Source organism: Paenibacillus sp. NN59 (assembly GCF_057597225.1).
In genome coordinates this window covers 4585156-4610154 of sequence record NZ_CP199678.1, presented here as the reverse complement: position 1 = coordinate 4610154, position 24999 = coordinate 4585156, and the positions used below count along the sequence as shown (strand labels likewise).

Annotated in this window: 19 protein-coding genes; 18 read left to right on the top strand and 1 reads right to left on the bottom strand. The window is 47.6% G+C overall.

Annotation, left to right across the window (positions count from 1 at the left end; genetic code table 11):
* Positions 1 to 227 precede the first annotated feature (227 nt).
* The 14 genes from ACT89M_RS20230 (at position 228) to ACT89M_RS20165 (ending at position 13132) form a co-directional block, all read left to right on the top strand.
* On the top strand, positions 228 to 956 hold the full coding sequence (locus ACT89M_RS20230; RefSeq protein ID WP_251507280.1) for a response regulator transcription factor: 729 nt from the start codon (positions 228 to 230) through the stop codon (positions 954 to 956).
* Positions 953 to 2305, top strand: a complete 1353-nt coding sequence (locus ACT89M_RS20225) for a sensor histidine kinase (RefSeq protein WP_154957799.1) — start codon at positions 953 to 955, stop codon at positions 2303 to 2305. Before ACT89M_RS20230 ends, ACT89M_RS20225 begins: the two co-directional genes overlap by 4 nt.
* A gap of 173 nt (positions 2306 to 2478) precedes the next feature.
* Positions 2479 to 3510: a heat-inducible transcriptional repressor HrcA gene (gene hrcA / locus ACT89M_RS20220; RefSeq protein WP_090914795.1), complete on the top strand. Its 1032-nt coding sequence runs from the start codon at positions 2479 to 2481 to the stop codon at positions 3508 to 3510.
* A 23-nt stretch (positions 3511 to 3533) separates the two neighbouring features.
* Positions 3534 to 4124 (top strand): nucleotide exchange factor GrpE, encoded by a 591-nt coding sequence (grpE, locus tag ACT89M_RS20215; protein ID WP_139168822.1) that lies wholly within the window; start codon positions 3534 to 3536, stop codon positions 4122 to 4124.
* A gap of 124 nt (positions 4125 to 4248) precedes the next feature.
* On the top strand, positions 4249 to 6087 hold the full coding sequence (dnaK, locus tag ACT89M_RS20210) for a molecular chaperone DnaK (RefSeq protein WP_090914791.1): 1839 nt from the start codon (positions 4249 to 4251) through the stop codon (positions 6085 to 6087).
* 134 nt (positions 6088 to 6221) lie between these two features.
* The gene (gene dnaJ, locus ACT89M_RS20205) at positions 6222 to 7340 is read left to right on the top strand and encodes a molecular chaperone DnaJ (protein ID WP_090914789.1); all 1119 of its coding nucleotides are present in this window, start codon (positions 6222 to 6224) and stop codon (positions 7338 to 7340) included.
* A gap of 216 nt (positions 7341 to 7556) precedes the next feature.
* Positions 7557 to 7925: a hypothetical protein gene (locus ACT89M_RS20200; protein ID WP_341181134.1), complete on the top strand. Its 369-nt coding sequence runs from the start codon at positions 7557 to 7559 to the stop codon at positions 7923 to 7925.
* 23 nt (positions 7926 to 7948) lie between these two features.
* The gene (locus ACT89M_RS20195; protein ID WP_090914785.1) at positions 7949 to 8128 is read left to right on the top strand and encodes a YfhD family protein; all 180 of its coding nucleotides are present in this window, start codon (positions 7949 to 7951) and stop codon (positions 8126 to 8128) included.
* Positions 8121 to 8513: a hypothetical protein gene (locus ACT89M_RS20190; protein ID WP_154888007.1), complete on the top strand. Its 393-nt coding sequence runs from the start codon at positions 8121 to 8123 to the stop codon at positions 8511 to 8513. Before ACT89M_RS20195 ends, ACT89M_RS20190 begins: the two co-directional genes overlap by 8 nt.
* Positions 8514 to 8681: 168 nt before the next feature.
* Complete coding sequence (gene prmA, locus ACT89M_RS20185) at positions 8682 to 9647, top strand: 50S ribosomal protein L11 methyltransferase (protein WP_487344789.1); 966 nt, start codon at positions 8682 to 8684, stop codon at positions 9645 to 9647.
* A 3-nt stretch (positions 9648 to 9650) separates the two neighbouring features.
* A complete protein-coding gene (locus ACT89M_RS20180; RefSeq protein ID WP_090914779.1) occupies positions 9651 to 10331 on the top strand; it encodes a site-2 protease family protein in 681 nt (226 codons plus the stop codon).
* Between the two features lie 146 nt (positions 10332 to 10477).
* Positions 10478 to 11242, top strand: a complete 765-nt coding sequence (locus tag ACT89M_RS20175; RefSeq protein WP_154957796.1) for an RsmE family RNA methyltransferase — start codon at positions 10478 to 10480, stop codon at positions 11240 to 11242.
* 2 nt (positions 11243 to 11244) lie between these two features.
* A complete protein-coding gene (mtaB, locus tag ACT89M_RS20170; protein WP_090914775.1) occupies positions 11245 to 12591 on the top strand; it encodes a tRNA (N(6)-L-threonylcarbamoyladenosine(37)-C(2))-methylthiotransferase MtaB in 1347 nt (448 codons plus the stop codon).
* Positions 12592 to 12694: 103 nt separating this feature from the next.
* Positions 12695 to 13132: an NUDIX hydrolase gene (locus ACT89M_RS20165; RefSeq protein WP_445667226.1), complete on the top strand. Its 438-nt coding sequence runs from the start codon at positions 12695 to 12697 to the stop codon at positions 13130 to 13132.
* Between the two features lie 81 nt (positions 13133 to 13213).
* Here ACT89M_RS20165 and ACT89M_RS20160 read toward each other — a convergent pair whose 3' ends face one another.
* Positions 13214 to 14215: a Na/Pi cotransporter family protein gene (locus tag ACT89M_RS20160; RefSeq protein WP_253492522.1), complete on the bottom strand. Its 1002-nt coding sequence runs from the start codon at positions 14213 to 14215 to the stop codon at positions 13214 to 13216.
* Positions 14216 to 14569: 354 nt separating this feature from the next.
* Here ACT89M_RS20160 and ACT89M_RS20155 point away from each other — a divergent pair, with 354 nt between their 5' ends.
* The 4 genes from ACT89M_RS20155 (at position 14570) to addA (ending at position 24990) form a co-directional block, all read left to right on the top strand.
* Positions 14570 to 15946 (top strand): class I SAM-dependent rRNA methyltransferase, encoded by a 1377-nt coding sequence (locus ACT89M_RS20155; protein WP_487344788.1) that lies wholly within the window; start codon positions 14570 to 14572, stop codon positions 15944 to 15946.
* A 279-nt stretch (positions 15947 to 16225) separates the two neighbouring features.
* Positions 16226 to 16891, top strand: coding sequence for a hypothetical protein (locus tag ACT89M_RS20150; RefSeq protein WP_487344787.1), 666 nt, complete (start codon positions 16226 to 16228; stop codon positions 16889 to 16891).
* 225 nt (positions 16892 to 17116) lie between these two features.
* On the top strand, positions 17117 to 20620 hold the full coding sequence (gene addB / locus ACT89M_RS20145; RefSeq protein ID WP_308722830.1) for a helicase-exonuclease AddAB subunit AddB: 3504 nt from the start codon (positions 17117 to 17119) through the stop codon (positions 20618 to 20620).
* Positions 20617 to 24990, top strand: a complete 4374-nt coding sequence (gene addA, locus ACT89M_RS20140) for a helicase-exonuclease AddAB subunit AddA (RefSeq protein WP_253492537.1) — start codon at positions 20617 to 20619, stop codon at positions 24988 to 24990. Before addB ends, addA begins: the two co-directional genes overlap by 4 nt.
* Positions 24991 to 24999 lie beyond the last annotated feature (9 nt).

Genomic DNA, 24999 nt, shown 5'->3' with positions numbered 1-24999 from the left:
CAGTCCATAATTTAACGCATCAGTGACATTATGATATACGGCGTACACAGGCGGAGCTCTCTTAGGGGGGAACTCCGTCTTTTTCATGTTGAATCGGGTGTTTGTAACGTTATATTTAGGCCATTCATGGAAGTTTGGAATCTGAGTACAGACTCTGTTACATTAGTAGTAATATATTTAATAAAAAACATATCAGAAGTGTTATATTCATGCCGAGGTGAACGCCGATGCCGCATATTTTTGTAGTGGATGATGATCCGTATATTTTGCAACTTATTGCAGGTTATTTGAAGAAGGAACAATATGAAGTGACCTCCTTTGCACACGGCAGAGAGCTGGTCGGGGAAGTGCGCTTGAGAAAGCCGGACTGTTTGATTCTCGACATTATGATGCCAGGGGTTGATGGGCTTACACTCTTGACGGAACTGAGAACCTTCACTGAAATTCCCATTATTATGGTCTCGGCTCGAGGAGAGGAAATTGATCGTTTAAATGGGCTTGAACTGGGATGTAACGATTTTCTGAGCAAACCTTTCAATCCTCGTGAGCTGGTTGCGAGGGTAAAAGGTATGCTTCGTTTGATACACAGCAGTCGTTTATCACAAGGGATTGAACTAAAAGAAACGGAGCGGCATCAGCCTAAGGAAGGGTCGTATTTTAGTATAGGCAACGTGCAGATTTCAGAAGAATTCCGACGTGTCAATGTTAGTGGAGAAGAATTGGGGCTAACCGGAAGGGAATACGAGCTTTTGTTATTTCTATCCCAACACCTGGATCGTCCATTCAGCCGTGAACAGTTGATCCAGCAGGTCTGGAATTATGATTTTTACGGTGAAGTGCGTGTAGTGGATGATCTCGTGAAACGGATTCGTAAAAAGCTTGCACAGGTTCAAGCTACACTGACCATTGATACCGTGTGGGGGTTCGGCTATAAAGCAGCTGTACATACACGATGAAGACAATACGCAGCAAAATGCTGCTCGCCTTGTTTGCAAGTATGCTGGTTACTGTGGCGTTTACGGTACTGTTTTTTATACACCTCTTTGATGATATTTTGCTCAATCAGGTCAAAGAGCAATTAAATGGACAAACGAAGAAGGCTGTCAAGATCATTCGTGTAGATGATCTGGAGGATCTGGACAATGACAGTTTTCGTTTTTTTATTAAAGATATTCTCTTTTATGCGGACTATTTTGTAATTGATGGGCAGGATAAAATTGTCGCCTCAAGCAGTGCGGGGCGTGTGGGGATGAAATTGGAAGGATTTCCAGGTACACACGAAGGGTATATGATTTTAAATGGAAAAAAGGTCCTATACAGTGAGGCTGAGTTGTCACATAAACAGTTTCGAGTGATCTTGTATTCTCCGCTATCGTCACTCAGGGCAATGTACATTCCGTTGTTTCGAACAACCCTTCTGTCGATTGCCGCAAGTTTTGTTGTCATTCTGTTGATAGGATTATTCGCCGTGTGGCGAACGGTACAGCCGCTCAATCGGTTGAAAGAGGCTGTTAACAAGTATGAGCCAAACATGCCTGACAGAGATCAATTCCTACAGGCTGACCATACAGAAATCGGCGAATTGATCCAGACCTTTCAATTAATGAGTAACAGAATTGATGACCATCACCGGCATCAGCTGGAGTTTTTGCAAAATGTATCCCATGAACTTAAGACACCATTGATGTCCATTCAAGGTTACGTGTATGCCATTCAGGATCAGGTCGTATCCACGGATCAGGGACTTGATATTATTGCTACCCAGTCGCAACGCCTCATTGACATGGTTGGAAAACTGATTCAGCTCTCCAGACTGGAAACTGTGGATGAGGAATGGCCTGTGGCAGTCATTGACCTGAAAAACATGGCCGAAGAAGCAGTGTATCTGCTTATGCCAACTGCGCTTCAGCGAGGAATACATTTGACAGCGGAAGCCAATTCGTTCATCGTGGAAACAGCAGGTGAGCAATTGTTTCAGATTTTGCTAAACTTGTTGCAAAATGCTGTGCGCCATACCGAAACGCAAGTGAAATTAACATTGGAACTCTCTGCTGATGATCACGCGGACTGGATTTTTCATGTCGATGATGATGGGCCAGGCTTGAATGAGCATGATGGACAGCATATTTTCCGTCGTTTTTACACAGGAAATAATGGTGTGACAGGATTGGGGCTAACCATTAGCAAGCAACTGGCAACGCGTCTCCATGCAGATTTGGTGTATAGTGACTCACCGCTAGGTGGGGCACGTTTCAGTCTGAGACATTATCCTGCGGAGCGAGAAATCCAGCATCAAGGTGCATAATATACGTTATAAGTGAAGGTTATTGGCCTATACTATAAATAGATGATCCCATTCCGCAAACTGACTTGACAATGATCATGTCAGTTTGGTATTTTTGTATTACCGATTAGCACTCATCTAACTTGAGTGCTAACGACATGGGACAGTACAGTCAGAAGGAGGGAATACTCACCATGTTAACAGAGCGTCAACGAATGATTCTGAACGCTATAGTGGATGACTATATCCGTTCAGCTGAGCCCGTAGGGTCCCGAAGCATCTCCAAAAGAGGAGATGTTGGATACAGTCCGGCAACGATTCGTAATGAAATGGCCGACCTTGAAGAGATGGGTTTTCTCGAACAGCCGCATACTTCGGCTGGACGCATTCCTTCTCATAAGGGTTATCGATATTATGTCGACCATTTGGTTCCCTGGAATCAGGTGGAGCCACAGGAACTGGATGATCTAAAGTCATTTTTTGCAGAGAAGCTGAATGTTATGGAACAGGTTATTCAGCATGCTTCCAACATTTTGTCTCATATGACCAATTATACTTCGATTCTGCTTGGACCTGAGGTTTTCCACACCTCACTGCGTCACTTCCAGTTGCTCCCGCTGAATGAGAATGAAGCTGTAGCGATTATTGTGACGAACACCGGTCAGGTGGAAAACAAGACAGTTCAGATCCCACCCGAGATTTCGGTTGCTGAGATGGAGAATGTGGTTCGTCTGTTAAACAGCAAATTGGTAGGCGTACCAATCTACAAGCTGAAGTCACGTCTTTATACCGAGCTGGGCCAAGAGATGGAGCGTCACATTACACGTTATGAGGAAGTTATGCAGGTACTTAATAGCGCGTTTGACAATGAGCATGACAATCGTCTATTCCTCAGCGGCGCTACCAATATGTTGACACAACCTGAGTTCAGAGATGTAGAAAAGGTTAAGGACATTCTAGACTTGTTAGATGAGACACCAACATTAATGAAATTGATGATGCCAGTGCCCGGCGGGTCTGGGATTCAGGTGCGAATTGGCACAGAGAATGATCATGAGGCCTTTGCGAACTGTAGCTTGATTACAGCGTCATATTCGTTGGACGGCGAGGCACTTGGCTCCATTGGAATTCTGGGACCAACCCGCATGGATTATGCACGTGTCATCCATATTCTAAATACATTATCCCGTGATCTTACAACGATGCTGACGACTCGCTTCAAATAAGCAACGGGAATTACGATTCATCGATTCATTCTTATAAGGAGGTGAACATCTTGAAAGAGGAGCAATCATTCACAGAAGAGCAAGAAGTAACAGCCGCTGAGCAGGAACCGGTCAATGAGGCTGCAGCTGCAGAAGCACAGGCTGAGGAGATAACGGATCAGGAGCAAAATGAATTGTCACGTTTGAAAGCAGAGGCTGAGGAAACACAGCAACGTTTTGTACGTGCGCAAGCTGATTTTGATAACTTCCGTCGTCGCACCCAGAAGGAAAAAGAAGAGCTTGCCAAATACGCTTCGATGAAGCTGGTCACCGAACTGGTTCCAGTTATGGATAATTTCGAGCGCGCTATGGCTACTGTACCGGAAGGTACGGAGACTGAATCTTTTGCCAAAGGATTTCAAATGATCTTGCGTCAATTGGAAACCGTGCTGACGAACGAAGGACTGACTCCAATGGAAACCGTTGGACAACCGTTTAATCCTGAATTCCACCAAGCGATTATGCAAGTGGAGAGCGATGAGCATGAAGAAGGCATCGTTGTGGAAGAAGTTCAAAAAGGCTACATGCTGAAAGATAAAGTGCTTCGTCCGGCTATGGTTAAGGTTAGTTCTTAATCTAAGTGTAATAAATGGCGAAGTTTAATATACAGGTTTTATACACATAGAGCAGTTAACTGACTAACACAATAAGGCTGACAAGTGCCTATTCATTTTAAATTGTCGAGGAGGAAATTTTCGGATGAGCAAAGTAATTGGTATTGACTTAGGAACAACCAACTCATGCGTAGCCGTTATGGAAGGCGGCGAGGCTGTAGTTATTCCAAACCCGGAGGGTGCGCGTACTACTCCTTCCGTTGTAGGTTTCAAAAAAGATGGAGAGCGTGTCGTTGGTGAAACAGCGAAACGTCAAGCGATCACGAACCCGGATCGTACGATCATTTCCATTAAGCGTCACATGGGTACATCCCACAAAGAAACGATCGATAGCAAAGATTATTCTCCACAAGAGATCTCTGCAATCATCCTGCAAAAATTGAAAGCTGATGCAGAAGCATACTTAGGCCAAACGGTAACTCAAGCGGTTATTACCGTTCCAGCTTATTTCAATGACAGTCAGCGTCAAGCGACGAAAGATGCAGGTAAAATCGCAGGTCTGGAAGTACTTCGTATCGTCAATGAGCCAACAGCAGCAGCTTTGGCTTACGGTATGGAAAAATCCGAAGATCAAACGATTCTCGTGTATGACTTGGGTGGCGGTACGTTCGACGTATCCATCTTGGAACTGGGCGATGGTTTCTTCGAAGTTAAAGCGACTAGTGGCGACAACCAACTGGGCGGTGACGACTTCGACCAAGTAATTATCGACTATCTCGTAAATGAATTCAAAAAAGATCAAGGTATTGATCTGAGCAAAGATAAAGCAGCGGTACAACGTTTGAAAGATGCAGCAGAAAAAGCGAAAAAAGAGCTTTCCGGCGTATTGACTACAACGATTTCCCTGCCGTTCATCACGGTTGCTGATGGCGTTCCTCAGCACTTGGAATTAAACCTGAGCCGTGCGAAATTCGAAGAGCTTTCTGCTGGTCTGGTTGAACGTACGCTTGAACCAACTCGCCGTGCATTGAGCGATGCGGGCATGACACCTAACGATATCGATAAAATCGTATTGGTTGGTGGTTCCACTCGTATTCCTGCTGTACAGGAAGCGATCAAAAAACTGACAGGTAAAGAGCCGCACAAAGGTGTTAACCCGGACGAAGTTGTTGCCTTGGGTGCAGCTGTACAAGCGGGCGTACTGACAGGTGACGTGAAAGACGTAGTATTGCTGGACGTAACTCCACTGTCCCTGGGTATTGAAACTGCAGGTGGCGTATTTACGAAAATGATCGAGCGTAACACGACGATCCCTACAAGCAAATCTCAAGTGTTCTCCACTTATGCAGATAATCAACCTAGCGTTGAGATTCACGTCCTGCAAGGTGAGCGCGAGATGGCAGCTGGCAACAAAACGCTTGGTCGCTTCATGTTGGGAGATATCCCTCCAGCACCACGGGGTGTACCGCAAATCGAAGTTAGCTTCGATATCGATGCTAACGGTATCGTTAACGTGTCTGCAACAGACAAAGGTACAAACAAAACACAAAAAATTACAATCACTTCTTCCAGCGGTCTGAGCGATGCTGAAGTTGAGCAAATGATGAAAGATGCTGAACTTCATGCTGAGGAAGACAGAAAACGTAAAGAGCTTGTAGAAGCGAAAAACAGTGCAGACCAATTGATCTACTCTGTAGACAAAACGATTAAAGATCTTGGTGAAAAAGCAGATGCAGGCGAAGTAGAAAAAGCAAATGCTGCCAAAGAAAAATTGCAAGGCGTACTGGCTTCCGACAATCTGGAAGACATCAAAGCCGCTACAGAAGAACTGACTGAGATTGTTCAACAGTTGTCTGTTAAATTGTATGAGCAAGCTCAAGCTGATGCACAAGCGACTCAGGGTGCTGAAGAGCAACAAGGTTCTGCTAAACGTGACAACGTCGTAGACGCTGATTACGAAGTTGTAGACGAAGATAAAAAATAATTAATTCGCGATAGCCTGCGAGTTAAAACATCGGTGACGTTCGGATTAAAGGGAAAGTCATAGCCGGGGCTCCCGTGCTTTGACTTTCCTTTTGTCACGATGTGCGATAAGGTGAATGTTATGGGGGTGGAAGAGTGGCTGAAAAACGTGATTATTATGAGGTACTCGGACTAAGCAAAAATGCAAGCGACGAGGAAATCAAAAAGGCTTACCGCAAGCTCGCCCGTCAGTATCACCCTGACGTAAACAAGGCAGCAGATGCAGAGGCCAAATTTAAAGAAGTAAAAGAAGCTTATGATGTCGTAAGTGACAGCCAGAAGCGTGCTCAGTACGACCAGTATGGTCACATCGATCCGAACCAAGGTGGTTTTGGCGGTGGAGACTTTGGTGGCGGCGGATTTGGCGACATCTTTGATATGTTCTTTGGCGGTGGTGGCGGGCGCCGTGACCCGAATGCTCCGCAACGGGGGAACGATCTGCAATACACCATGACCATTGAGTTCAAGGAAGCTGTATTTGGCAAGGAAACGGATATTACGATTCCGCGTACGGAAGGCTGTGACACTTGTCACGGTTCAGGTGCCAAACCAGGAACGAAGCCGGAAACATGTACGGTCTGCAAGGGTAGTGGACAACAGGAAGTCGTTCAGAATACACCATTTGGTCGTATGGTCAATCGCCGCGCTTGTTCGAACTGTAGCGGTACTGGACAGATTATCAAAGAAAAATGTACAACGTGTAGCGGTAGCGGCAAAGTTCGCAAACAGCGCAAAATCAATGTTCGCATTCCAGCTGGTGTGGATGACGGTGCACAGTTACGTATGACAGGTGAGGGTGAAGGCGGTCTGCGCGGTGGTCCTGCAGGCGACCTGTACATTGTTATTCGTGTGAAGTCTCATGACTTCTTTGAGCGCGAAGGCGATGACATCTACTGTGAAATTCCGTTGACGTTTGCTCAAGCCGCGCTCGGAGACGAGATTGAAATCCCGACACTGACCGAAAAAGTGAAGCTGAAAATTCCGGCGGGTACACAAACCGGAACGTATTTCCGTCTCAAAGGTAAAGGCGTGCCACGCCTGCGCGGTATGGGACAAGGAGATCAGCATGTGAAGGTTGTTGTGGTTACACCAAGTAAGCTGAATGACGAACAGAAAGATCTGCTTCGTCAAATTGCTGCACTGGATGGAGAACAAACTCATGAGCATGAGCAATCGTTCTTTGATCGAGTAAAACGCGCCTTTCGCGGCGACTGATTCATATATGAAGTAGTTATGAGGACACCATCGATGATCTTTGATGATCGATGGTGTCTTTTTGTATGTAAATTAGTTTGCTTCGAAGTGTTCCCAAGTGTTCCCACATGTCAGAAATTCGGTATATTCTGGACTCGGTTGCGGAAAGATAGCATGGCGGGAACGATCTGTGAAATAGATACAGATTGACAGAATTACAGGAAGCAGGTGAAGCGAATGACGGAGAAAAATATTTTGGCCTATTTTCATAGCCCTGAGCAGGCACAGGGAGCGGTCAAAAAATTGGAGGCGCTGCGAGTGGAAGACTTGTCTATTAATCGTTTTAGCCGTTATGCGGGTGTTGGGCCAAGCGGAGCCTCCTATAAACCAGGTGTCTCCGGCAGTTACTCATCATGGATACCTGATGCGATGCAAATGAGTGGTAGCTCAGGCATTATGGCTGCGGCAGACCCTGCTGCAAGCGGAATGAGTGATGGCGGACAAGGCGGCCCTACAGGCAGGGACATCCTATTAACTGTCGTTGTAGATGAAGAGGTACATCACCGAGCAATGTCGATTATTGAACAAGCCGGTGGAATGATCTGATTTTGAAAAGGAGGAAGAACAACATGGCTAATCGACAACGACCAGGTGAAATTTTAACAAAAACGGAAAAGATGAAGCGTCTGCAGTCTGCGAAAAATGAGGATGTGGAGTTCAGCGCAGAATTGGCCGATCACGAGGATATCGAAGCTTTGCGCCGCAGTGAGGCAGCGGATCGTCGTCAAGGAAGAGAAATCAATGACTGAAGATCGCTCTGCGGTCACACTAGAGGCTGTATTCACGAGTTGGTCTGAAGCTGAATCTGCTCGCAGAGCTCTGGAGTTGCTGCATCCGAACCAGTTACGTATCGAGAGTCTGCGTGAGCATGAAGGAACAGGTGGCTCAACTGATATTAAGAAAGAAGAGCATTCACCAACAGCGGTTGTTGGCGGCTTCAGCGGCGAGCTAAATGTACTCGCTCTAATCAGTGATGAGACCGAGATGTTATCGGGAGGACAGGTGTATGAACATACACCAGAAGATGCAACGCGAAGTGTGAAGCAGGGCATTTTGCTGACGGTATCCGTTTCTCACGATTCTTTACCGCAAGCTGCAGAGATGATCACACAGAACGGCGGACGTTTTTATTAGTTGTGTTCAAGAGAAAGATCGACAGCACCGAAAAATGGGACAGGATATTCGAGCGGTTTCACTGCGGATATCCTGTTTTGTTTTCTTTTACGAGTATGCTTTGTGCTTCGGCTCGCAAGTGTAGTACAATAGTTGGGATGTTTGAATAATGAGGAGGCAAAACCACGTATGTTATGGCATGAACTAACAATACATACCACAGAAGAAGCTGTGGAGATGATTTCGAATTTTTTGCATGAAGCGGGTGCTGGAGGGGTGTCGATTGAAGAGTCCGGTACTTTAAATAAAAAACGGGATACGACGTATGGCGAGTTATATGACGTTCCTTTGAATGATATTCCCGAAGGTTTTGCGGTCATCAAAGGTTATTTCTCCGAAGGTACAGACATGACTGCCTTGCAGGCAGAAGTAAATTCGAGAATTGAAGAATTGCCCGACTTTGGAATTAATGTCGGAGAGATTCGTTACGAAACACGTACGGTGGATGAAAATGACTGGGCAACGGCTTGGAAACAATACTTCAAACCGGTGCGCATATCCGAGCGTCTGACGATCAAGCCAACGTGGGAGGAATATACACCGGAGAGCCCAGATGAAAAAATTATTGAACTTGATCCAGGAATGGCTTTTGGTACCGGGACGCATCCAACGACAACGCTCTGTTTACGTACACTGGAAAAGGTCATTCAGGGTGGCGAGGAAATGATTGATGTGGGTACAGGTTCCGGTATCTTGGCCATCGGCGCGGTACATCTAGGTGCTAAGCATGTGCTGGCACTTGATCTTGATCCGGTTGCGGTAACAAGTGCGATGGAAAACGTGGAGCTGAACAAGATGCAGCAGCAGATCACGGTCAAAGAAAGTGATCTATTGTCTGTGCTTGGAAGTCAAGACCCCGCTCTAGGTGTCAAGCTGCCAGTCAAAATTATTGTGGCCAACATCTTGGCTGAAATTATTTTGCTATTCGTTGATGATGTGTATAATGCACTGGAGTCTGGTGGGATCTATATCGTTTCGGGCATTTGGAAGAACAAGGAGCAGGTTGTACATGATGCACTGGTGGCATCAGGATTTGAAGTTCGTGCGATCGAGCGTGAAGAGGACTGGCTAGCCTTTGAAGCCAGAAAGAGGTAGTCTATGGACTTCTTAGATCGGATTTTCCGCCTTCCGCTGGATCAATTGCCGTTTTTCCTGGTGACCATTTTGATTGCATTTACGATTCATGAATTTTCGCATGCGTATTTTGCTAATAAATTCGGTGATCCAACAGCCAAGTTGCTTGGAAGGGTCACCTTGAATCCGGTGGCGCACTTTGACCTGCTTGGGGTGCTTTTGCTTGTGATTGCAGGTTTTGGATGGGCACGTCCTGTACCTGTAAACCGTGCGAACTTTGACAAACCGAGACTCATGGGAACGATTGTTTCTGTAGTAGGTCCACTCAGCAATCTGCTACTGGCTATTATTGGGGCAGTAATCTATGGAATATTGTTTGGATCAGGCGTGCTGGGGAACATTGAAAATGAGCGGGTAGTCACAGCTGTGATGACATTTTTGCCGATGTTCAGTGTTACGAACTTTTTCCTGTTTATGTTTAATCTCATCCCGTTACCACCACTGGACGGTTATCGTATTCTTGAAGATGTGTTGCCGCCTTCAATCAGTCGCAAGCTGCAAGGTGTGGAACAATGGTCCATCATTGTCTTTCTATTGATCTTAATTATTCCGCCATTACAGGCAGTCACAATTCAACCCCTATATTTGTTTGCTAATGACATGTACCGGGATTTAGTTGGTCTCGTTATTGAATTATATCTTTAATATAAGCTCATAAATGGTCAGTAATCGAACCGTAGTGCTGGTCATAAGCACATAAAAGTTGTATGATCATCTGTGGCGATTGGATTCTTGCCTGCTTCCAGCAGGAAGAATTCCAGTCATAACAGGAAAGAATGGGTGGACAACATATGCAGCGATATTTTGTATCTGCAGAGCAGTTCAGTGAACATGCAGTGGTGATAACAGGCGATGATGCCCGTCATATCGGCAAAGTCATGCGTGGCAAACCCGGAGACAAGCTGATTGTCAGCGACGGAAGCTCCAAAGAAGCATTGGTCGCCATCGATAGTATTGAGGCAGGGGAAGTAAAAGCGACTATCCTGGAACCGCTGGTTATGGATCGCGAAGCAAGGTTGAATGTAACGGTAGCACAAAGCTTGCCCAAAGGGGACAAGATGGAGACGGTCATTCAGAGATGTACGGAGATCGGCGCCGTATCCTTTGTGCCTTTTCTATCCGAACGTACGATTGTGCAATACGACGCTAAGAAAGAAGGCAAACGTCTGGAGCGTTGGCGGAAAATCGCCAAGGAAGCTGCTGAACAGAGCCATCGTAACCGCATTCCAACCGTTGAGCAGCCGCTTTCCTGGAAAGGGCTGTTATCTTCTTTTGGGGACTACGATCTTGTATGTTATTGTTATGAAAAAGAGGACGGCAAACATCTTAGAGATGTTCTGAAGCCGTTTGTGGGAGAGCTTGCTCCTGATGCAGGGGCAAATGTGTTGATTGTTGTTGGACCTGAGGGTGGATTTTCCGAGAAGGAAACGGCTCAGGCCGATGAGGCAGGTGCGATATCTGTTGGACTGGGCAAGCGCATTTTGCGAGCCGAGACGGCTGGTATGGCTGCACTAACTTGTGTTTTATATGAATCTGGAGAAATGGGGGGAATGTAATTATGCCATCCGTGGCGTTTTACACCTTGGGCTGCAAAGTTAACTTTTATGATACAGAGGCGATTTGGCAATTGTTCAAAAACGAGGGCTACGAACAGGTAGACTTCGACGAACAGACAGCCGATGTCTATTTGATTAATACGTGTACCGTAACGAATACAGGTGATAAAAAGAGTCGTCAAATTATCCGCCGTGCCATCCGTCGCAATCCGGATGCGATTGTAGCGGTAACCGGATGTTATGCACAGACATCTCCTGCCGAGATTCTGGATATCCCTGGCGTGGACCTGGTCATCGGAACCCAGGATCGGGATAAAATTTTGCCATATGTAAATGAAATTCAGGAATCCCGTCAGCCCGTCAATGCGGTCCGTAACATTATGAAAACACGTGTATTTGAAGAAATGGATGTACCGGATTTCGCGGATCGTACGCGTGCGTTCCTCAAAATTCAGGATGGTTGCAATAACTTCTGTACCTTCTGCATCATTCCGTGGTCCCGTGGATTGTCCCGTAGCCGTGAGGCAAACAGCATTGTTCAGCAGGCACATCAGCTCGTACAAGCGGGTTACAAAGAGATTGTCCTGACGGGTATTCATACAGGTGGGTATGGAGATGACATGGATAACTATGATCTGACCGACTTGCTGTGGGATCTAGACAAAGTGGAAGGTCTGGAACGTATCCGGATCAGTTCGATTGAAGCAAGCCAGATTGATGACCGGATGCTGGATGTTATTAAACGTTCGGATAAATTGGTCCGTCATTTCCACATTCCGCTACAAGCAGGAGATGACACGGTTCTGAAACGTATGCGCCGCAAATATACAACCGAAGAATTCTATAACAAAATGTTGCGTATACGTGAGGCTATGCCGGATGTTGCGATCACGACCGATGTTATCGTTGGTTTCCCTGGCGAAACAGATGAGATGTATCGTAACGGTTACGAGTTGATGCGTAAAATCGGTTTCTCGGAAATGCACGTATTCCCATACTCCAAACGTACAGGTACTCCGGCAGCGCGCATGGAGGACCAAGTGGATGACGAAATCAAAAATGCACGTGTGCATGAGCTGATTGAACTGTCTGAGCAGATGCAACTGGAGTATGCTGAGAAATTCGTTGGGCAAGTGCTCGAGGTTATTCCTGAAGGTGAAGCAAAAGGCCGCGAAGGCAGTGGCAAGTTGCACGGATACAGTGACAACTACATTCAACTGGTGTTCGATGGAACGCCGGATATGGTAGGCAAGGTTTGCCGCGTGAAGTTGACTGAAGCCGGTGCCAATGAAAGCCAAGGTACGCTGGTTCGTGTACTGGAAGAGAATGTGAAACCCGCCGCGATGTAATTCAGGCGCTATGTACAAGGATTTCATTTCCTTGGGGAAAATACCCGAGGAGATGAGGTCCTTCTTTGCCAAGAAAAGAAATTGAAGTCAGATGGGGGAAAACATTATGAACAAAAAAGAAATTTCAGCAGGCGGCGTTGTATACAGAACAGCTGAGGATGGCCAGATTCAAATCCAGCTCATCGTAGACCGTTATGGTAAAACGACACTTGCCAAGGGCAAAATGGAAGATGGAGAAACGATCGAACAGACGGCGCTCCGAGAAATTTTGGAAGAAACGGGTATGGTGGGCTGCATTGTGGAGCCTATTAATATTATTGCCTATACGTACGAGCATGCCGAGTTTGGTCCAGTGGACAAAGAAGTGCACTATTACCTCGTGGCAGCAGAAAGTGGTGACTTGCAGCCTCAGATCGAAGAGATTAAAGGTGTGGATTGGTATGCTCCGGAAGAGGCATGGTCCAAACAGCGGCAGAATGGATACGATAATAACGATGACATTTTGCGCATTGGCTTGAACAAACTGGGCATTAACGTATAAAACAGCACGACATTACGTTTGAATGATGGTCTACTGACCTACACATTCTGTCGCCAATAATGCGGATATCGTGAGGACTTATTAAGCGACAGGTTTCTTTGCCGACGGGGCAAGCACAGGTGTTTTTTTGTGCCAGATGGGCAAGTAACAGAACGGTAAAGCCAGCAATGAGCTGATGATGTTAAAAAGGGTCTGGGCATGCGCAATCTGTGCCCCGTGGTCCGCTGACAGCCAGGCTGACGCTGCATGCAGCTGGCCAATCAGCGGCATAAACAGCAGTGCTCCCGCAATGTTGAGTACAACATGGGAGGCTGCTACAAATTGGCCTGCGGAAGCTCCGCCCGCGGCTGCAATAACAGCGGTGATACAGGTCCCGACGTTAGACCCGATCACAATGGCGATGCCGATCTCTACAGGCAGTACGCCTGTCGCTGCTAGTGTAATCGCCATGCTAATAACTGCGGCACTGCTGTGAATCAGCGCAGTCAGGCACGCACCGGCAAGAAAACCCCACCATAGGCTATCGGTCGAACGCTCCAGAAACCATTGGAATACACCCATGCTCCGAAGTGGAACGGCGATGGATTGCATGACTTGAATGCCCGTCATGACGAGAGCAAAACCTGCTGCTGCAAGAAAGTTGAATTGGATCGTCGCTAAAGTACGGCGAGTACGTTCAGGAGCAATCTGGTTGCGTTCACCAAGGATAACAAAAACAGCCCAGCCTGTTAGAGATATAAGCAACAAAGGCAGTGCGGCACGTCCGATCTGAAGACCGACAAGCTCTGTCGTTAAGCAAGTTCCAATGTTGGTTCCCAAGATAATGCCGAGTGTGCGTCCGTAGGTAATTAAGCGCGCATTAGCTAGTCCTATGGTGAGTACCGTTACGGCAGTGCTGCTCTGTAGTAGAGCGGTCGCGCCTGCACTGAATGCCATGCCCTTCCATGGGGCAGAAGTGGCTCGGTTTAACCAGCCTGCCAGCATCGGTCCCGCCATGCGCTGTAGCGCTGTCTCCATCAGCTTCATACCGCCAAAAAAGATTATAAGTCCATATAACAGAGGCAGAATTACTTCTCTGAACATTCCGAATCATTCCTCCCGTCCCATTCCTTATCACTTATCCTATGAGGAAGCAGAGACAAGCATGACAAGCACAAGAGGAATTGAAACTGCCATCCCCCATACAAAAGATACGGTGATTCGGCAAACGTAGCGGAGGGGACGAAATTGAATTCGAAGAAGCGAAGCGCTCGCCTGAGAGCTTTCTGAAAGAAAGCTACATCGGAAGCATAGGCTTGACATCGGATTTTCCCTTTGGAGAAGGGAATCAGAAAAATCCGAGGACAACAGCGATCCTAGAATCAATTCGTTCCTGGAGCGTCTCGTTGCCGCCCAAACCTATCTTTTCAACTAACTTACGAAAGAAGTGGATCAATCTTGCCATCCGTAACACTGGAACGAAGCCGCAAAAAGCGGCTGGAACATGCGCATCCCTGGATTTTTAATAATGAAATTGCATCCGTAGACGGCAACCCGGAACCGGGCGATATCGTCAATGTACTGAATCATCAAGGTCGCTACTTGGCGACAGGGTATTACAATCCGGCTTCCCAGATTACCGTTCGTGTAGTCTCGTACCAGCCTTTGGAGTTTGAACAGATGGATACCGCCTTTTTTGCGGCTCGTTTCCATGACTGTCTGCGTCACCGGGAACGCTTCATTCAGGATGGCGAAGCCTACCGTCTTGTTTATGGTGAAGCTGATTTCCTACCTGGATTGATCGTTGATCGTTTTGGTAGCATTTTAGTTGTGCAGATTCTTACACTGGGTATGGATCGTTGTCGTGAAGCCATTGTGCAGGCTCTTATTGAAGTGATGCAGCCGGAAGGTATCTTTGAGCGCAGTGATGTATCGATCCGTGAACTCGAAGGCCTGGAGCAGATCAAAGGACCACTCTATGGGGAATGCCCGCGTCATGTGACTGTGACTGAAAATGGGCTACTTATCAAGGTGGATATCGTGGAAGGACAGAAAACAGGTTACTTCTTCGACCAGCGTGAAAACCGGGCTGCCATTGAACCATTGATGAAAGGCTGGGGGTACAAAAGCGGCATCACCGTGCAACAGGTCGAGCATGAAGGAACAGAACAGCTGTTGCCTGTGAACAAGGGTGGCAAGGTGGTTACTTTTCCGTATTGGGACGGTGCCACCGTGCTTGAATGTTTCTCTCATACCGGCAGCTTTACGCTGAATGCGTGCAAATATGGAGCGAAAAAAGTAACCTGCCTCGATATTTCCGAGCATGCGATCGAGAGTGCGCGAACGAATGTGGAGCTAAATGGATTCACAGATCGGGTCGAATTCGTGGTAGCCGACGCCTTTCAATATCTGCGTGAGCAAGTCAAAGGACTTGATGAGCGCAATGCGCGAGCACGAGCATCTGAGCAAAAGGTAGATACTTCCAAAGCGTTGTCCAGTGCTGGAAAAACGTTTGATGTCGTTATCCTTGATCCACCTGCCTTTGCTAAAACAAAATCAGCTGTCAAAGGGGCATGCCGCGGCTACAAGGATATCAACTTGCAGGGTATGAAACTGGTCAACGAGGGTGGATATTTGGTAACCGCAAGCTGTTCCTTCCACATGCGTTCTGACCTCTTCCTGGAAACGATTGCGGATGCAGCTGAAGATGCAGGTAAGGTATTACGTTTAATCGACTGGAAAGCAGCCGGTAAGGATCACCCGCAAATTTTGGGCGTAGATGAAGGTCATTACCTGAAATTCGCTATTTTTGAAGTGAGAAGCAAAAAAAATTAAGAATACTCTATTTATAGAATGACACATGTACCCTGTGAGATAGACACTTTAAAAAGTCCATCTTATAGGGTATTTTATTTATGAGGAAGAGCTTGCTCTTGGCGAACAGCTTATATTATTGATTGAAAAGGATACAGTGTTCAGTCTTCATCCCGACTCATTTATATCTAGGTTGGCAACCGCAGGATTTAGTTTGAAAAAAGGAGGAGGTCTGCTCGCTATGTTTACGGGTATGTTATTTGAAACGCGTAATGATAGACGTGGCAGGCGTACATTGACATGCGTAATCTAAAAGAGGGAATTCGAAAACAGTTTTATACTGAATTAGGGAAATTCATTGCACCAGAGGGGTATGTGGAATATAGAGAGCCTGATTCTAGCCCGACGGACTATGCGTTCAAGAAAAATGTCAAGCCGGGCATTGTTTGGAGCTTACATAGTCATCTGACTCATTCAAAACCTCCGTATGCTGTGTTTACAGTCATGGCCTGCCGTTATGAAGCTGCCACTGAACGTTTACGTACTTTTCTTGAAAAGCATCAAATAACGTTGATCTCAAATGCTCCAGTCGGCTTCGGCAATAGTGTTGAAAGGTATACACAGCAAAAACATTCTGTTCTTGTTTCCTCTGAAAATATACAAGAAGCTGCTCAGCAAACAGCAGACAGGTTCAAGGAAGCTGAAAGCAAGTATTTGCTGCCGCGCATAGATCAAGCTGTTGCTGTTGATGAATATTTGACCAAACGACCGCATCACTGGCCTACGGGTGATCTTTTTAACTGCTGTGTAACGATTTTAAGCTACGGGTTGCTTACCAATGATCGGGCATTAGTGCAAAAGGGGATCGAACGTACATTTGAGATTTTGAATAAGCCTGGATATAGCCAGAGAAACCGGGATTTTTTCGAGGCCTTACAGAAGGCTGTAGAGCATGAATTCATTTAACGAAATTGTAAACTTGAAAACAACTACTTGGCGTATCTGTCACCGAGTTTGGTAATAAACGTCAATCCATAGGGAGCTGCTGGCTGTAATGAACAGGCGGCGGCTTTTTTTAATAGCCATATTGTGTTCTTATTAGGTGGATCATGGCAAACGTATGTTCCGAAGCGGAGAAGGTATGGTATACTGGAAATTAAAATCTTGTACGTGCAGTTTGGAGGATGACACATGTCCGTACGCTTTGTTATTGGCCGGGCAGGCAGTGGTAAGAGCACACTGATTACCCGAGAAATCACATCTCTGCTTAGGCAGGAGCCCCAAGGAAAACCGTTGATTTTACTCGTTCCCGAACAAAGCTCGTTCCGGACAGAGCAGGCGCTGGTATCTTCGGGAGATATCAAAGGTACGATGCGTGCCGAAGTTCTTGGATTTCGTCGTCTGGCTTATCGCGTCATGCAGGAGGCTGGCGGTTCTGCTCGCGTTCCGATCGGAGCCGAGGGCAAAAAGATGCTTTTATATAAAGTCATTCAGCGTAGGAAAGAAGAACTGAGACTGTTTGCTGCTTCGGGAAGCCAGCTTGGCTTTATCGGGGAATTGACTAATTTATATAGTGAGTTTAAACGTTATGAAGTTCATGCTTCGGCACTCGAAGAAGGGCTTGCAACATGGAGCATCGCATCGGCTTCACCTATTTTGGAAGATAAGCTCCATGATTTGAATCTGATCTACCATGATTATGAGAAGGAATTGGCGGATTTATATATAGATGATGAAGATACACTGAATGAACTGACAGGTCGTTTGCCAGAAAGTACATGGTTGCAGGGGGCCGAGGTATGGATTGACGGATTCCATGGATTTACTCCGCAGGAGATGAGTGTAATAGGACAGCTCATGTTACAAGCTTCGTCTGTAACGATTTCCCTGACGCTTGATCGCACGTACGAACAAGGTGTGCTCCCTGGGGAACTTGAATTATTTTATCCAACGGCAAGTGCATATGTGCGTCTCAAAGGAATGGCTGAACATTTGGGTGTGTCTGCCGATACAACTGTTCTCCATGATGAAGTCTTGCCGAGATTCAAGGAGCGGCCAGGGCTTGCCCATCTGGAGGCCGGTTTTGATCGGCGTATTCGCTGGAGAAGTCAGGGTGAGGATTCAGGTATACGCTTGATGGCTGCGGAGAATCGCCGGGCAGAGCTGGAGGGTGCACTACGTGAGATGCGTCGCCTAACCCAAGAAGAAGGAGCAAGATATCGGGATATGGCGGTATTGGTTCGCGGATTGGAGACCTATGCTGATATTGCGGAACCGTTATTCAGGGATTATGATGTTCCGGTCTTTCTGGACCGAAGACGAAGTGAGTTACATCATCCGTTATCCGAATTTATTCGTGCTGCATTAGATATCGTCCGCCGTAACTGGCGTTATGAGGATGTTTTTCGCTGTGTCAAGACGGATCTGCTGCTTCCGCTCGATGGTTCCATCACGCGTGAGGATATGGATCAGCTGGAGAACTATGTGCTTGCTTGCGGTATTCATGGATATCGGTGGAACGATGGAAAGCCGTGGAAATATGTGCCGAGTCTCTCACTGGAGGATAATGCACAGGAAGAACGAAGCCGAGGACGAGATGCGGTGTTATCGCTGATGGAAAGCTGCAGAACCTTGATTACGTCGGCACTCGGCACGTTTGAGAAACGAATGAAAAAAGCAAAAACGGCTACTGCTCAGTGTGAGGCATTATTCAGACTGTTAGAGGATGCAGATATTGCGCATAAGCTGGATCAGATGTCTGCTGAAGCCAAGGCACAGGGAGACCCGGAGCGTTCCAGAGAGCATCGTCAAATGTGGGGGGCCGTGTTGGATCTTCTTGACCAGATGGTCGATATGATGGGCAATGAACGCCTGGACATCACTTTGTTTGCGGGCATGATGGAGACGGGACTGACTGAGCTCAAGCTGGGGCTTGTTCCCCCGGCCCTTGACCAGGTGCTGTTTGGTTCGATGGATCGTACTCGTCTGCGTGATATGAAATATGTATTTATTCTTGGGGCGGTTGATGGGGAATTGCCAGCGATCCCTCAGGACAACGGAGTACTAACGGAGCAGGAAAGATTGTTGCTGACAGAGAGAGGTATGGGTCTGGGACCTGGTGCAACGAGACTGATGCTGGATGAACGTTTTCTCATCTATACCGCTCTGACCGCTGCCAGCAAGCAGTTATGGCTGAGCTATCCTGTCGCAGATGATGAGGGTAAGTCATTACTCCCTTCCGAGATTGTGCGCCATGTACGCAAAATGTTTGGATTGCAAGAGCAGCCTTTGCTTGCTCAGCCGCCCGTCTCGGATCTGGAATCCGTGCACCTCTCTTACGCGATTCATCCAGAACAAAGCCTCTCCATGCTGATTGGACAATTGCGCAGATGGCGTAGAGGAGAAGACATTCCTGAAATATGGTGGGCCGTCTACAATTGGCATGTGAACCGGGAAGCGAGTCGTCCTCAGCTGGAGCGGTTGCTGGGTTCTGTCTTTTATCGTAACCGTGCGCGGCGACTGGATACTTCGACCAGCCGCAGGCTGTACGGTACGGAGGTGAGAACGAGTGTTTCACGGATGGAGCGGTTTGTAGCCTGTCCATTCTCTCATTTTGCATCACATGGACTGAAGCTGAAGGATCGGCAATTATATCGCCTCCAAGCTCCGGATATCGGGCAACTATTCCATGCTGCACTGAGTCAACTGGCGATGCGCCTGCGTGAGGAAAATCGGAGCTGGGGCAGTCTGACACCCGAACAATGTCGCCAGGAAGCCGAGCAGACGGTGGAGCAGATCGCTCCGCAACTCCAAGGAGAAATTTTGCTTAGCACAAAGCGTTATGGGTATATCTTCCGCAAATTAAAAGATATCGTCAGCCGGGCATCCGTTATTTTGGGCGAACAGTCCAGACGCGGTAGTTTTGAACCGATTGGATTGGAGCTGGATTTTGGTCCAGGGAAACCTTTGCCGCCGTTGCGTTTTGAACTGGAGAATGGGTGTGTACTGGAGATTGTCGGCCGGATCGATCGCGTGGATGTCGCTGAAGGAGAGAACGGTCTGTTGTTAAGAGTAATTGACTACAAATCAAGTCAGACCGATCTCAAGCTTCATGAAGTCTACTACGGGCTATCGTTGCAAATGCTCACCTATCTGGAGGTGTTGCTTAGCGCTGCTGAAGAGTGGTTAGGAGAAACGGCGATGCCAGGAGGCACCCTCTATTTCCATGTGCATAATCCACTATTGCAATCCGCAAACGGCATGACATCGGAACAGGCAGAACAAGAACTTCTGAAACGTTTTAAAATGAAGGGTTTGCTGCTCGCTGACCGTGATGCTGTTGCTCAAATGGATAATACCCTTGATAAAGGACATTCCGCCATTATTCCGGTGGCATTAAAAGCAGATGGCAGCTTTTATAGCAGTGCTGCTGTCGCGACGCCAGAACAATGGGATACGCTGCTTGCTGCTGTTCGCGGCAATATTCGTGAGATTGGAACTCGTATTACAGATGGAGATACAGCCATTGAACCGTATCGGATACAGCAGGAGATCGCCTGTACGTTCTGTTCATACAAATCACTCTGTCAGTTTGATGAAAATATTGAGGGGAACGACTATAAACTGCTGTCCAAACCGGGCAAACAGCAAGTTTGGGATATGTTGTCTCACAGCAAGGAAGGGGAAACGTTATGATGCATATGCCTAAACCGGAAGGCAGCTTCTGGAGTGATGATCAGTGGAGCGCCATTGCTGAACATGGAGAAGATATTCTGGTCGCCGCGGCTGCAGGATCGGGAAAAACGGCTGTTCTGGTGGAGCGGATTATTCGCAAAATCGCAGACCCTTCCCAAGGATTCAGCGTGGACCGCTTGCTGGTAGCCACGTTCACGAAGGCGGCGGCGGCCGAGATGAAACAGCGTATTCGCGAAGCGCTGGAGCGTGCGCTTGAGGAGCAACCGGAGGAGGAGCATTTGCGCAGGCAGTTGTCGTTGCTTGGACGAGCATCCATTACAACGCTGCACTCCTTTTGTATGGAAGTCATTCGCAGGTATTATCAGCAGATTCCGCTAAATCCGGCTTTTCGAATTCTGAATGAAAATGAGGCTGAGATGCTTCGTCAGGAATTGCTGGAGGAGTTGTTTGAAGAAAAGTATGGCGAAGAAGACGAGGGCAGTACGTTTCGCGAATTGGTGGACTGGTTCAGTGGAGAGCGAAATGATGATGCAATGCACCGGCTAGTACAGCGTTTATACGATTTCTCGCGAAGCCATTCCTGGCCAGATCACTGGCTGATGGAGATGGCTGAAGCTTTTCAGGTGGAAAGTGTAGAGGCACTGGGGCAATCGGCATGGGTACAGAGCATTTTACGGGATGCGGCTCTCGCTTTGAGCGGGGCGGCGGGTTTGTTGCGGCAAGGGGTTCAGATTTCGTTGCAACCGGAGGGTCCTGCACCTTATGCGGAGACACTCAAAGAGGATTTGGCGATGGTTGAAGAGCTTTTATCCGCTGTTGAGGTCATGCCTTGGGATAGGTTGCCTGAGGTGTTCCAGCCAGCTGCATTTGGCAAATTGAAGCCTTGTAAAAAAGATCAGACCGACCCTGGGCTACAGGAACAGGTGAAGGAGTTGCGGGAAACAGCCAAAAAGGCTGTTGCTGATCTGAAAGGTTCACTTTTTGGAAGGAGTGCCTTCTCCTTCTGGAAGGAGCTGGAACAAGCTGCACCGCTGATGCAGGAGCTTTCCCGTCTGGTTAGCACCTTTGGCGAGCGTTATCTTCAGGCGAAGCAGGAACGCGGACAAGTGGATTTCAACGATCTGGAGCACTATTGTCTGCACATTTTGCGCCATGAGGATTCCACACCTGGACATTCGATGCCTTCGGATGCGGCGATGGAATATCGTGCACGTTTTGATGAAGTACTGCTGGATGAATACCAGGATACCAACACGGTTCAAGAGGATATCGTTAGGCTGATCTCCAGAGAGAATCCAGGTAACCGATTTATGGTCGGTGATGTTAAGCAGAGCATTTACCGTTTTCGCTTGGCTGAACCCGGCCTGTTCATGAACAAGTATCGTAACTATACTCCAAGTATTCATGTGGATACGGAGAACAACGGAGAGAATGGTACAAGAACAGGGATAGCAACGGGAACGGGGAAACGAATCGACCTTGCCCGCAATTTCCGTAGTCGTGCTGAGGTGGTGCATTCCGTCAACGTCATATTCAGACAGTTGATGAATGAAGGGGTCGCTGAGATCGCTTATGATGAACGGGCTCAGCTGGCTTACGGGGCTTCCTTTCCAACAGATACACTTGGAAGTGAGGCCTACACACCTGAGCTTGTGTTAATTGATCGCCAAGGCAGCGGAATCGATGTATCGGAAGGTACGGAAGACGGTGTGGATGCAACCGCAGTTGCAGAACTGGAGAGTGCCGAACTCGAAACGGCTCAATTGGAAGCGCGCGCCATCGCAGGGCGTATCCGAGAGATGGTCGGAGAGACAGACAAGCCTGCGCTGAGTGTGTATGACAAGGCTTTGCAAACGATGCGTCCGGCACGTTATGGAGACATTGTTATTTTGTTGCGTTCCACGCTGATGTGGGCACCGCTGATGATTGAGGAATTCAGACAGCAGGGTATCCCTGCAGGTGGAGAGCAGAGCAAGGGATATTTTCAAGCTACGGAAGTGGAAGTGATGTTATCTCTGTTGCAGCTTGTGGACAATCCAAGACAGGATATTCCTCTGGCCTCCGTACTTCGTTCTCCCATGGTTGGGTTAGATGAAGAAGAGCTTGCTCAGATTCGTCTGGGGGATAAAAGACAGTCCTTCTATGATGCCGTTGTCTCTGCTACAGGAGAGTGGAGAAGTGCCTCCGATATGACTGGTCAACGTTCTCAGCCTGGACAGGGTTCGAATGTGGACGATTTGGTTCAGATGCAGTGGCCAGAAGGCTGGTCAGAAATCGAACAGGCTCAGCGCCAATCAGCCGTTACTGCGGAGATGAATGTTGATTCGGGAGTTGATCTGCACACGGAAGCGAGTGAACAAGAGGCAGGCTTTACGGATGGAAAAGAAGGAAAAGAACTCGCGCACTCGCAGTTGCAACAGAAACTCATTCATTTCATGCGTCAGTTGGAACAGTGGAGACTCGAGGCAAGACAAGGCAGTTTAAGTGAGCTAATCTGGCGTATTTATCGGGAAACCGGATATTTGGATTGGGTTGGCGGACTTCCTGGTGGTCAGCAGCGCCAAAGTAATCTGAAGGCTCTGTATGATCGGGCGCGTCAGTATGAGGAAGCAACTGCAAACCGCGGGCTGTTCCGGTTCCTGACATATGTCTCAAGACTGCGGGAAAATGGCGGAGACCTGGGCACCGTAGCCAGCGGTTCAGGGGAACAGGATAATGCGGTCCGAATTATGACGATCCATCGAAGCAAAGGGTTGGAGTTTCCGATTGTGTTTGTTGGCGGTATCTCCAAAATGTTTAATCAACAAGATCTGCATGCACCGTTTCTGATGCACAAGGAACTTGGCTTTGGGCCGAGGTTTGTGGATCGTGACAACAGGGTGGCTTATCCTACATTAGCCAATCTGGCTATTCGTCGCCGTGCTCAGTTTGAACTGCTGGCGGAAGAAATGCGAGTGCTGTATGTGGCTTTAACCCGTCCAAAAGAAAAGATGGTACTGGTAGGCACCGTGAAGGACGCTGCCAAAAAGGCACAAACCTGGTCACAGGTTAAAGACAGTCCAGAGCTTGCGCTACCCGATTATCTGCTTGCTGCGGGACGAAATTATCTGGATTGGATCGGGCCAGCGCTGATCAGACACCGGGACGCCGCGGTGTTGCGTGAGCTTGCAGGTGATCGTGATTCTTATGCGGCTTGCCTTGCGAGTGATGAATCACGCTGGAGCATATCCGTGGTTGCTGCGGATCGGGTATCTCTCCAGCAACACGCCGACCTTTTGGAGAGTGAAGAAGATGAATTAACTGAATTGCGGAGAGAACGATTGGATGCTCTGCATGCGGCGAAACCCGTCAGATTAAACCCATCGACAGAAGTGATCGATCATACAGAGGGCGTACAGGCCAATCCGGTTTCAGAGATTGAATCGGTAACGGCAGATCAGAAGACGGATGAACGGACAGAATTAAAAGCGAACAGTGAAGAGGTTCTGGAAGTTAATGTTCAAAATGCACTTGTGCGTGAGATAGATAAGCGGCTTTCCTGGACCTATCCATATGAATCAGCTTCACAAGTGGCGGCGAGCACTTCAGTAACCGAAATCAAGAGTCTGTTATCGACGCAGGAGGATACTTCATACCCCGTTATGGAAGAGCTGCAGGAGCAAGCTTGGACTGGAGGCAGTGATAGTAAGTGGAATGGAAGCAATGATAGTAAGACGAGTCCAGCGACACAAGCTTCGTTCAAATTACACTTGCGTCGTCCCAAATTCATGGGAGAGCGGCAACTGACAGGAACAGAACGGGGAACGGTGTACCACACGCTCATGCAGCATCTCCCTGTAGACGGATCTGTTGTGGATGAAGCGATTGTTGATGAGACGATTTCGCGCCTGCTGGCAATTCAAATATTGCTTCCTTATCAAGCAGAGGCGATTGAACGAAGTGAATTGATTGCTTTTTTTGATACACAACCAGGAATGGAGATGTTGCGTGCGGCGTGGATTCGAAGGGAAATCCCGTTCACGTATGGTCTCCCGGCAGATCAATCTCCTGAGGAATGGATTCGTGGGTTACGGCCAAACGAGGAGCAGGAGATACACAGTGAAAACGATAGAGTACAGGCTGTGCTGCAGGATGAAACGGTGCTCGTCAGGGGGATTATTGACTGTCTCTATGAGGTTGACGGTGAACTTGTTCTGCTAGATTACAAGACGGATCGAGTGCTTGAACATCGCGGAGGAGTGGAACCTTTGGTTGAAAACTATCGTTTCCAGCTACGGCTGTATAAACGGGCAATTGAAGATATATTGGGTCGCCAAGTCGACCACATGTGGCTTTATTTTTTCGATGGCGGTCATGCGGTTAAATTATAAAAGGTTTAG

Bases quoted from the DNA above. Each gene is read 5' to 3' on its own strand.
- ACT89M_RS20200 (WP_341181134.1), top strand. From the start codon at position 7,557: ATGACGGAGAAAAATATTTTGGCCTATTTTCATAGCCCTGAGCAGGCA.
- ACT89M_RS20190 (WP_154888007.1), top strand. From the start codon at position 8,121: ATGACTGAAGATCGCTCTGCGGTCACACTAGAGGCTGTATTCACGAGT.
- ACT89M_RS20225 (WP_154957799.1), top strand. From the start codon at position 953: ATGAAGACAATACGCAGCAAAATGCTGCTCGCCTTGTTTGCAAGTATG.
- hrcA (WP_090914795.1), top strand. From the start codon at position 2,479: ATGTTAACAGAGCGTCAACGAATGATTCTGAACGCTATAGTGGATGAC.
- ACT89M_RS20230 (WP_251507280.1), top strand. From the start codon at position 228: ATGCCGCATATTTTTGTAGTGGATGATGATCCGTATATTTTGCAACTT.
- addA (WP_253492537.1), top strand. From the start codon at position 20,617: ATGATGCATATGCCTAAACCGGAAGGCAGCTTCTGGAGTGATGATCAG.
- ACT89M_RS20160 (WP_253492522.1), bottom strand. From the start codon at position 14,215: ATGTTCAGAGAAGTAATTCTGCCTCTGTTATATGGACTTATAATCTTT.
- ACT89M_RS20150 (WP_487344787.1), top strand. From the start codon at position 16,226: ATGCGTAATCTAAAAGAGGGAATTCGAAAACAGTTTTATACTGAATTA.
- mtaB (WP_090914775.1), top strand. From the start codon at position 11,245: ATGCCATCCGTGGCGTTTTACACCTTGGGCTGCAAAGTTAACTTTTAT.
- ACT89M_RS20180 (WP_090914779.1), top strand. From the start codon at position 9,651: ATGGACTTCTTAGATCGGATTTTCCGCCTTCCGCTGGATCAATTGCCG.
- ACT89M_RS20175 (WP_154957796.1), top strand. From the start codon at position 10,478: ATGCAGCGATATTTTGTATCTGCAGAGCAGTTCAGTGAACATGCAGTG.
- dnaK (WP_090914791.1), top strand. From the start codon at position 4,249: ATGAGCAAAGTAATTGGTATTGACTTAGGAACAACCAACTCATGCGTA.
- addB (WP_308722830.1), top strand. From the start codon at position 17,117: ATGTCCGTACGCTTTGTTATTGGCCGGGCAGGCAGTGGTAAGAGCACA.
- prmA (WP_487344789.1), top strand. From the start codon at position 8,682: ATGTTATGGCATGAACTAACAATACATACCACAGAAGAAGCTGTGGAG.
- ACT89M_RS20195 (WP_090914785.1), top strand. From the start codon at position 7,949: ATGGCTAATCGACAACGACCAGGTGAAATTTTAACAAAAACGGAAAAG.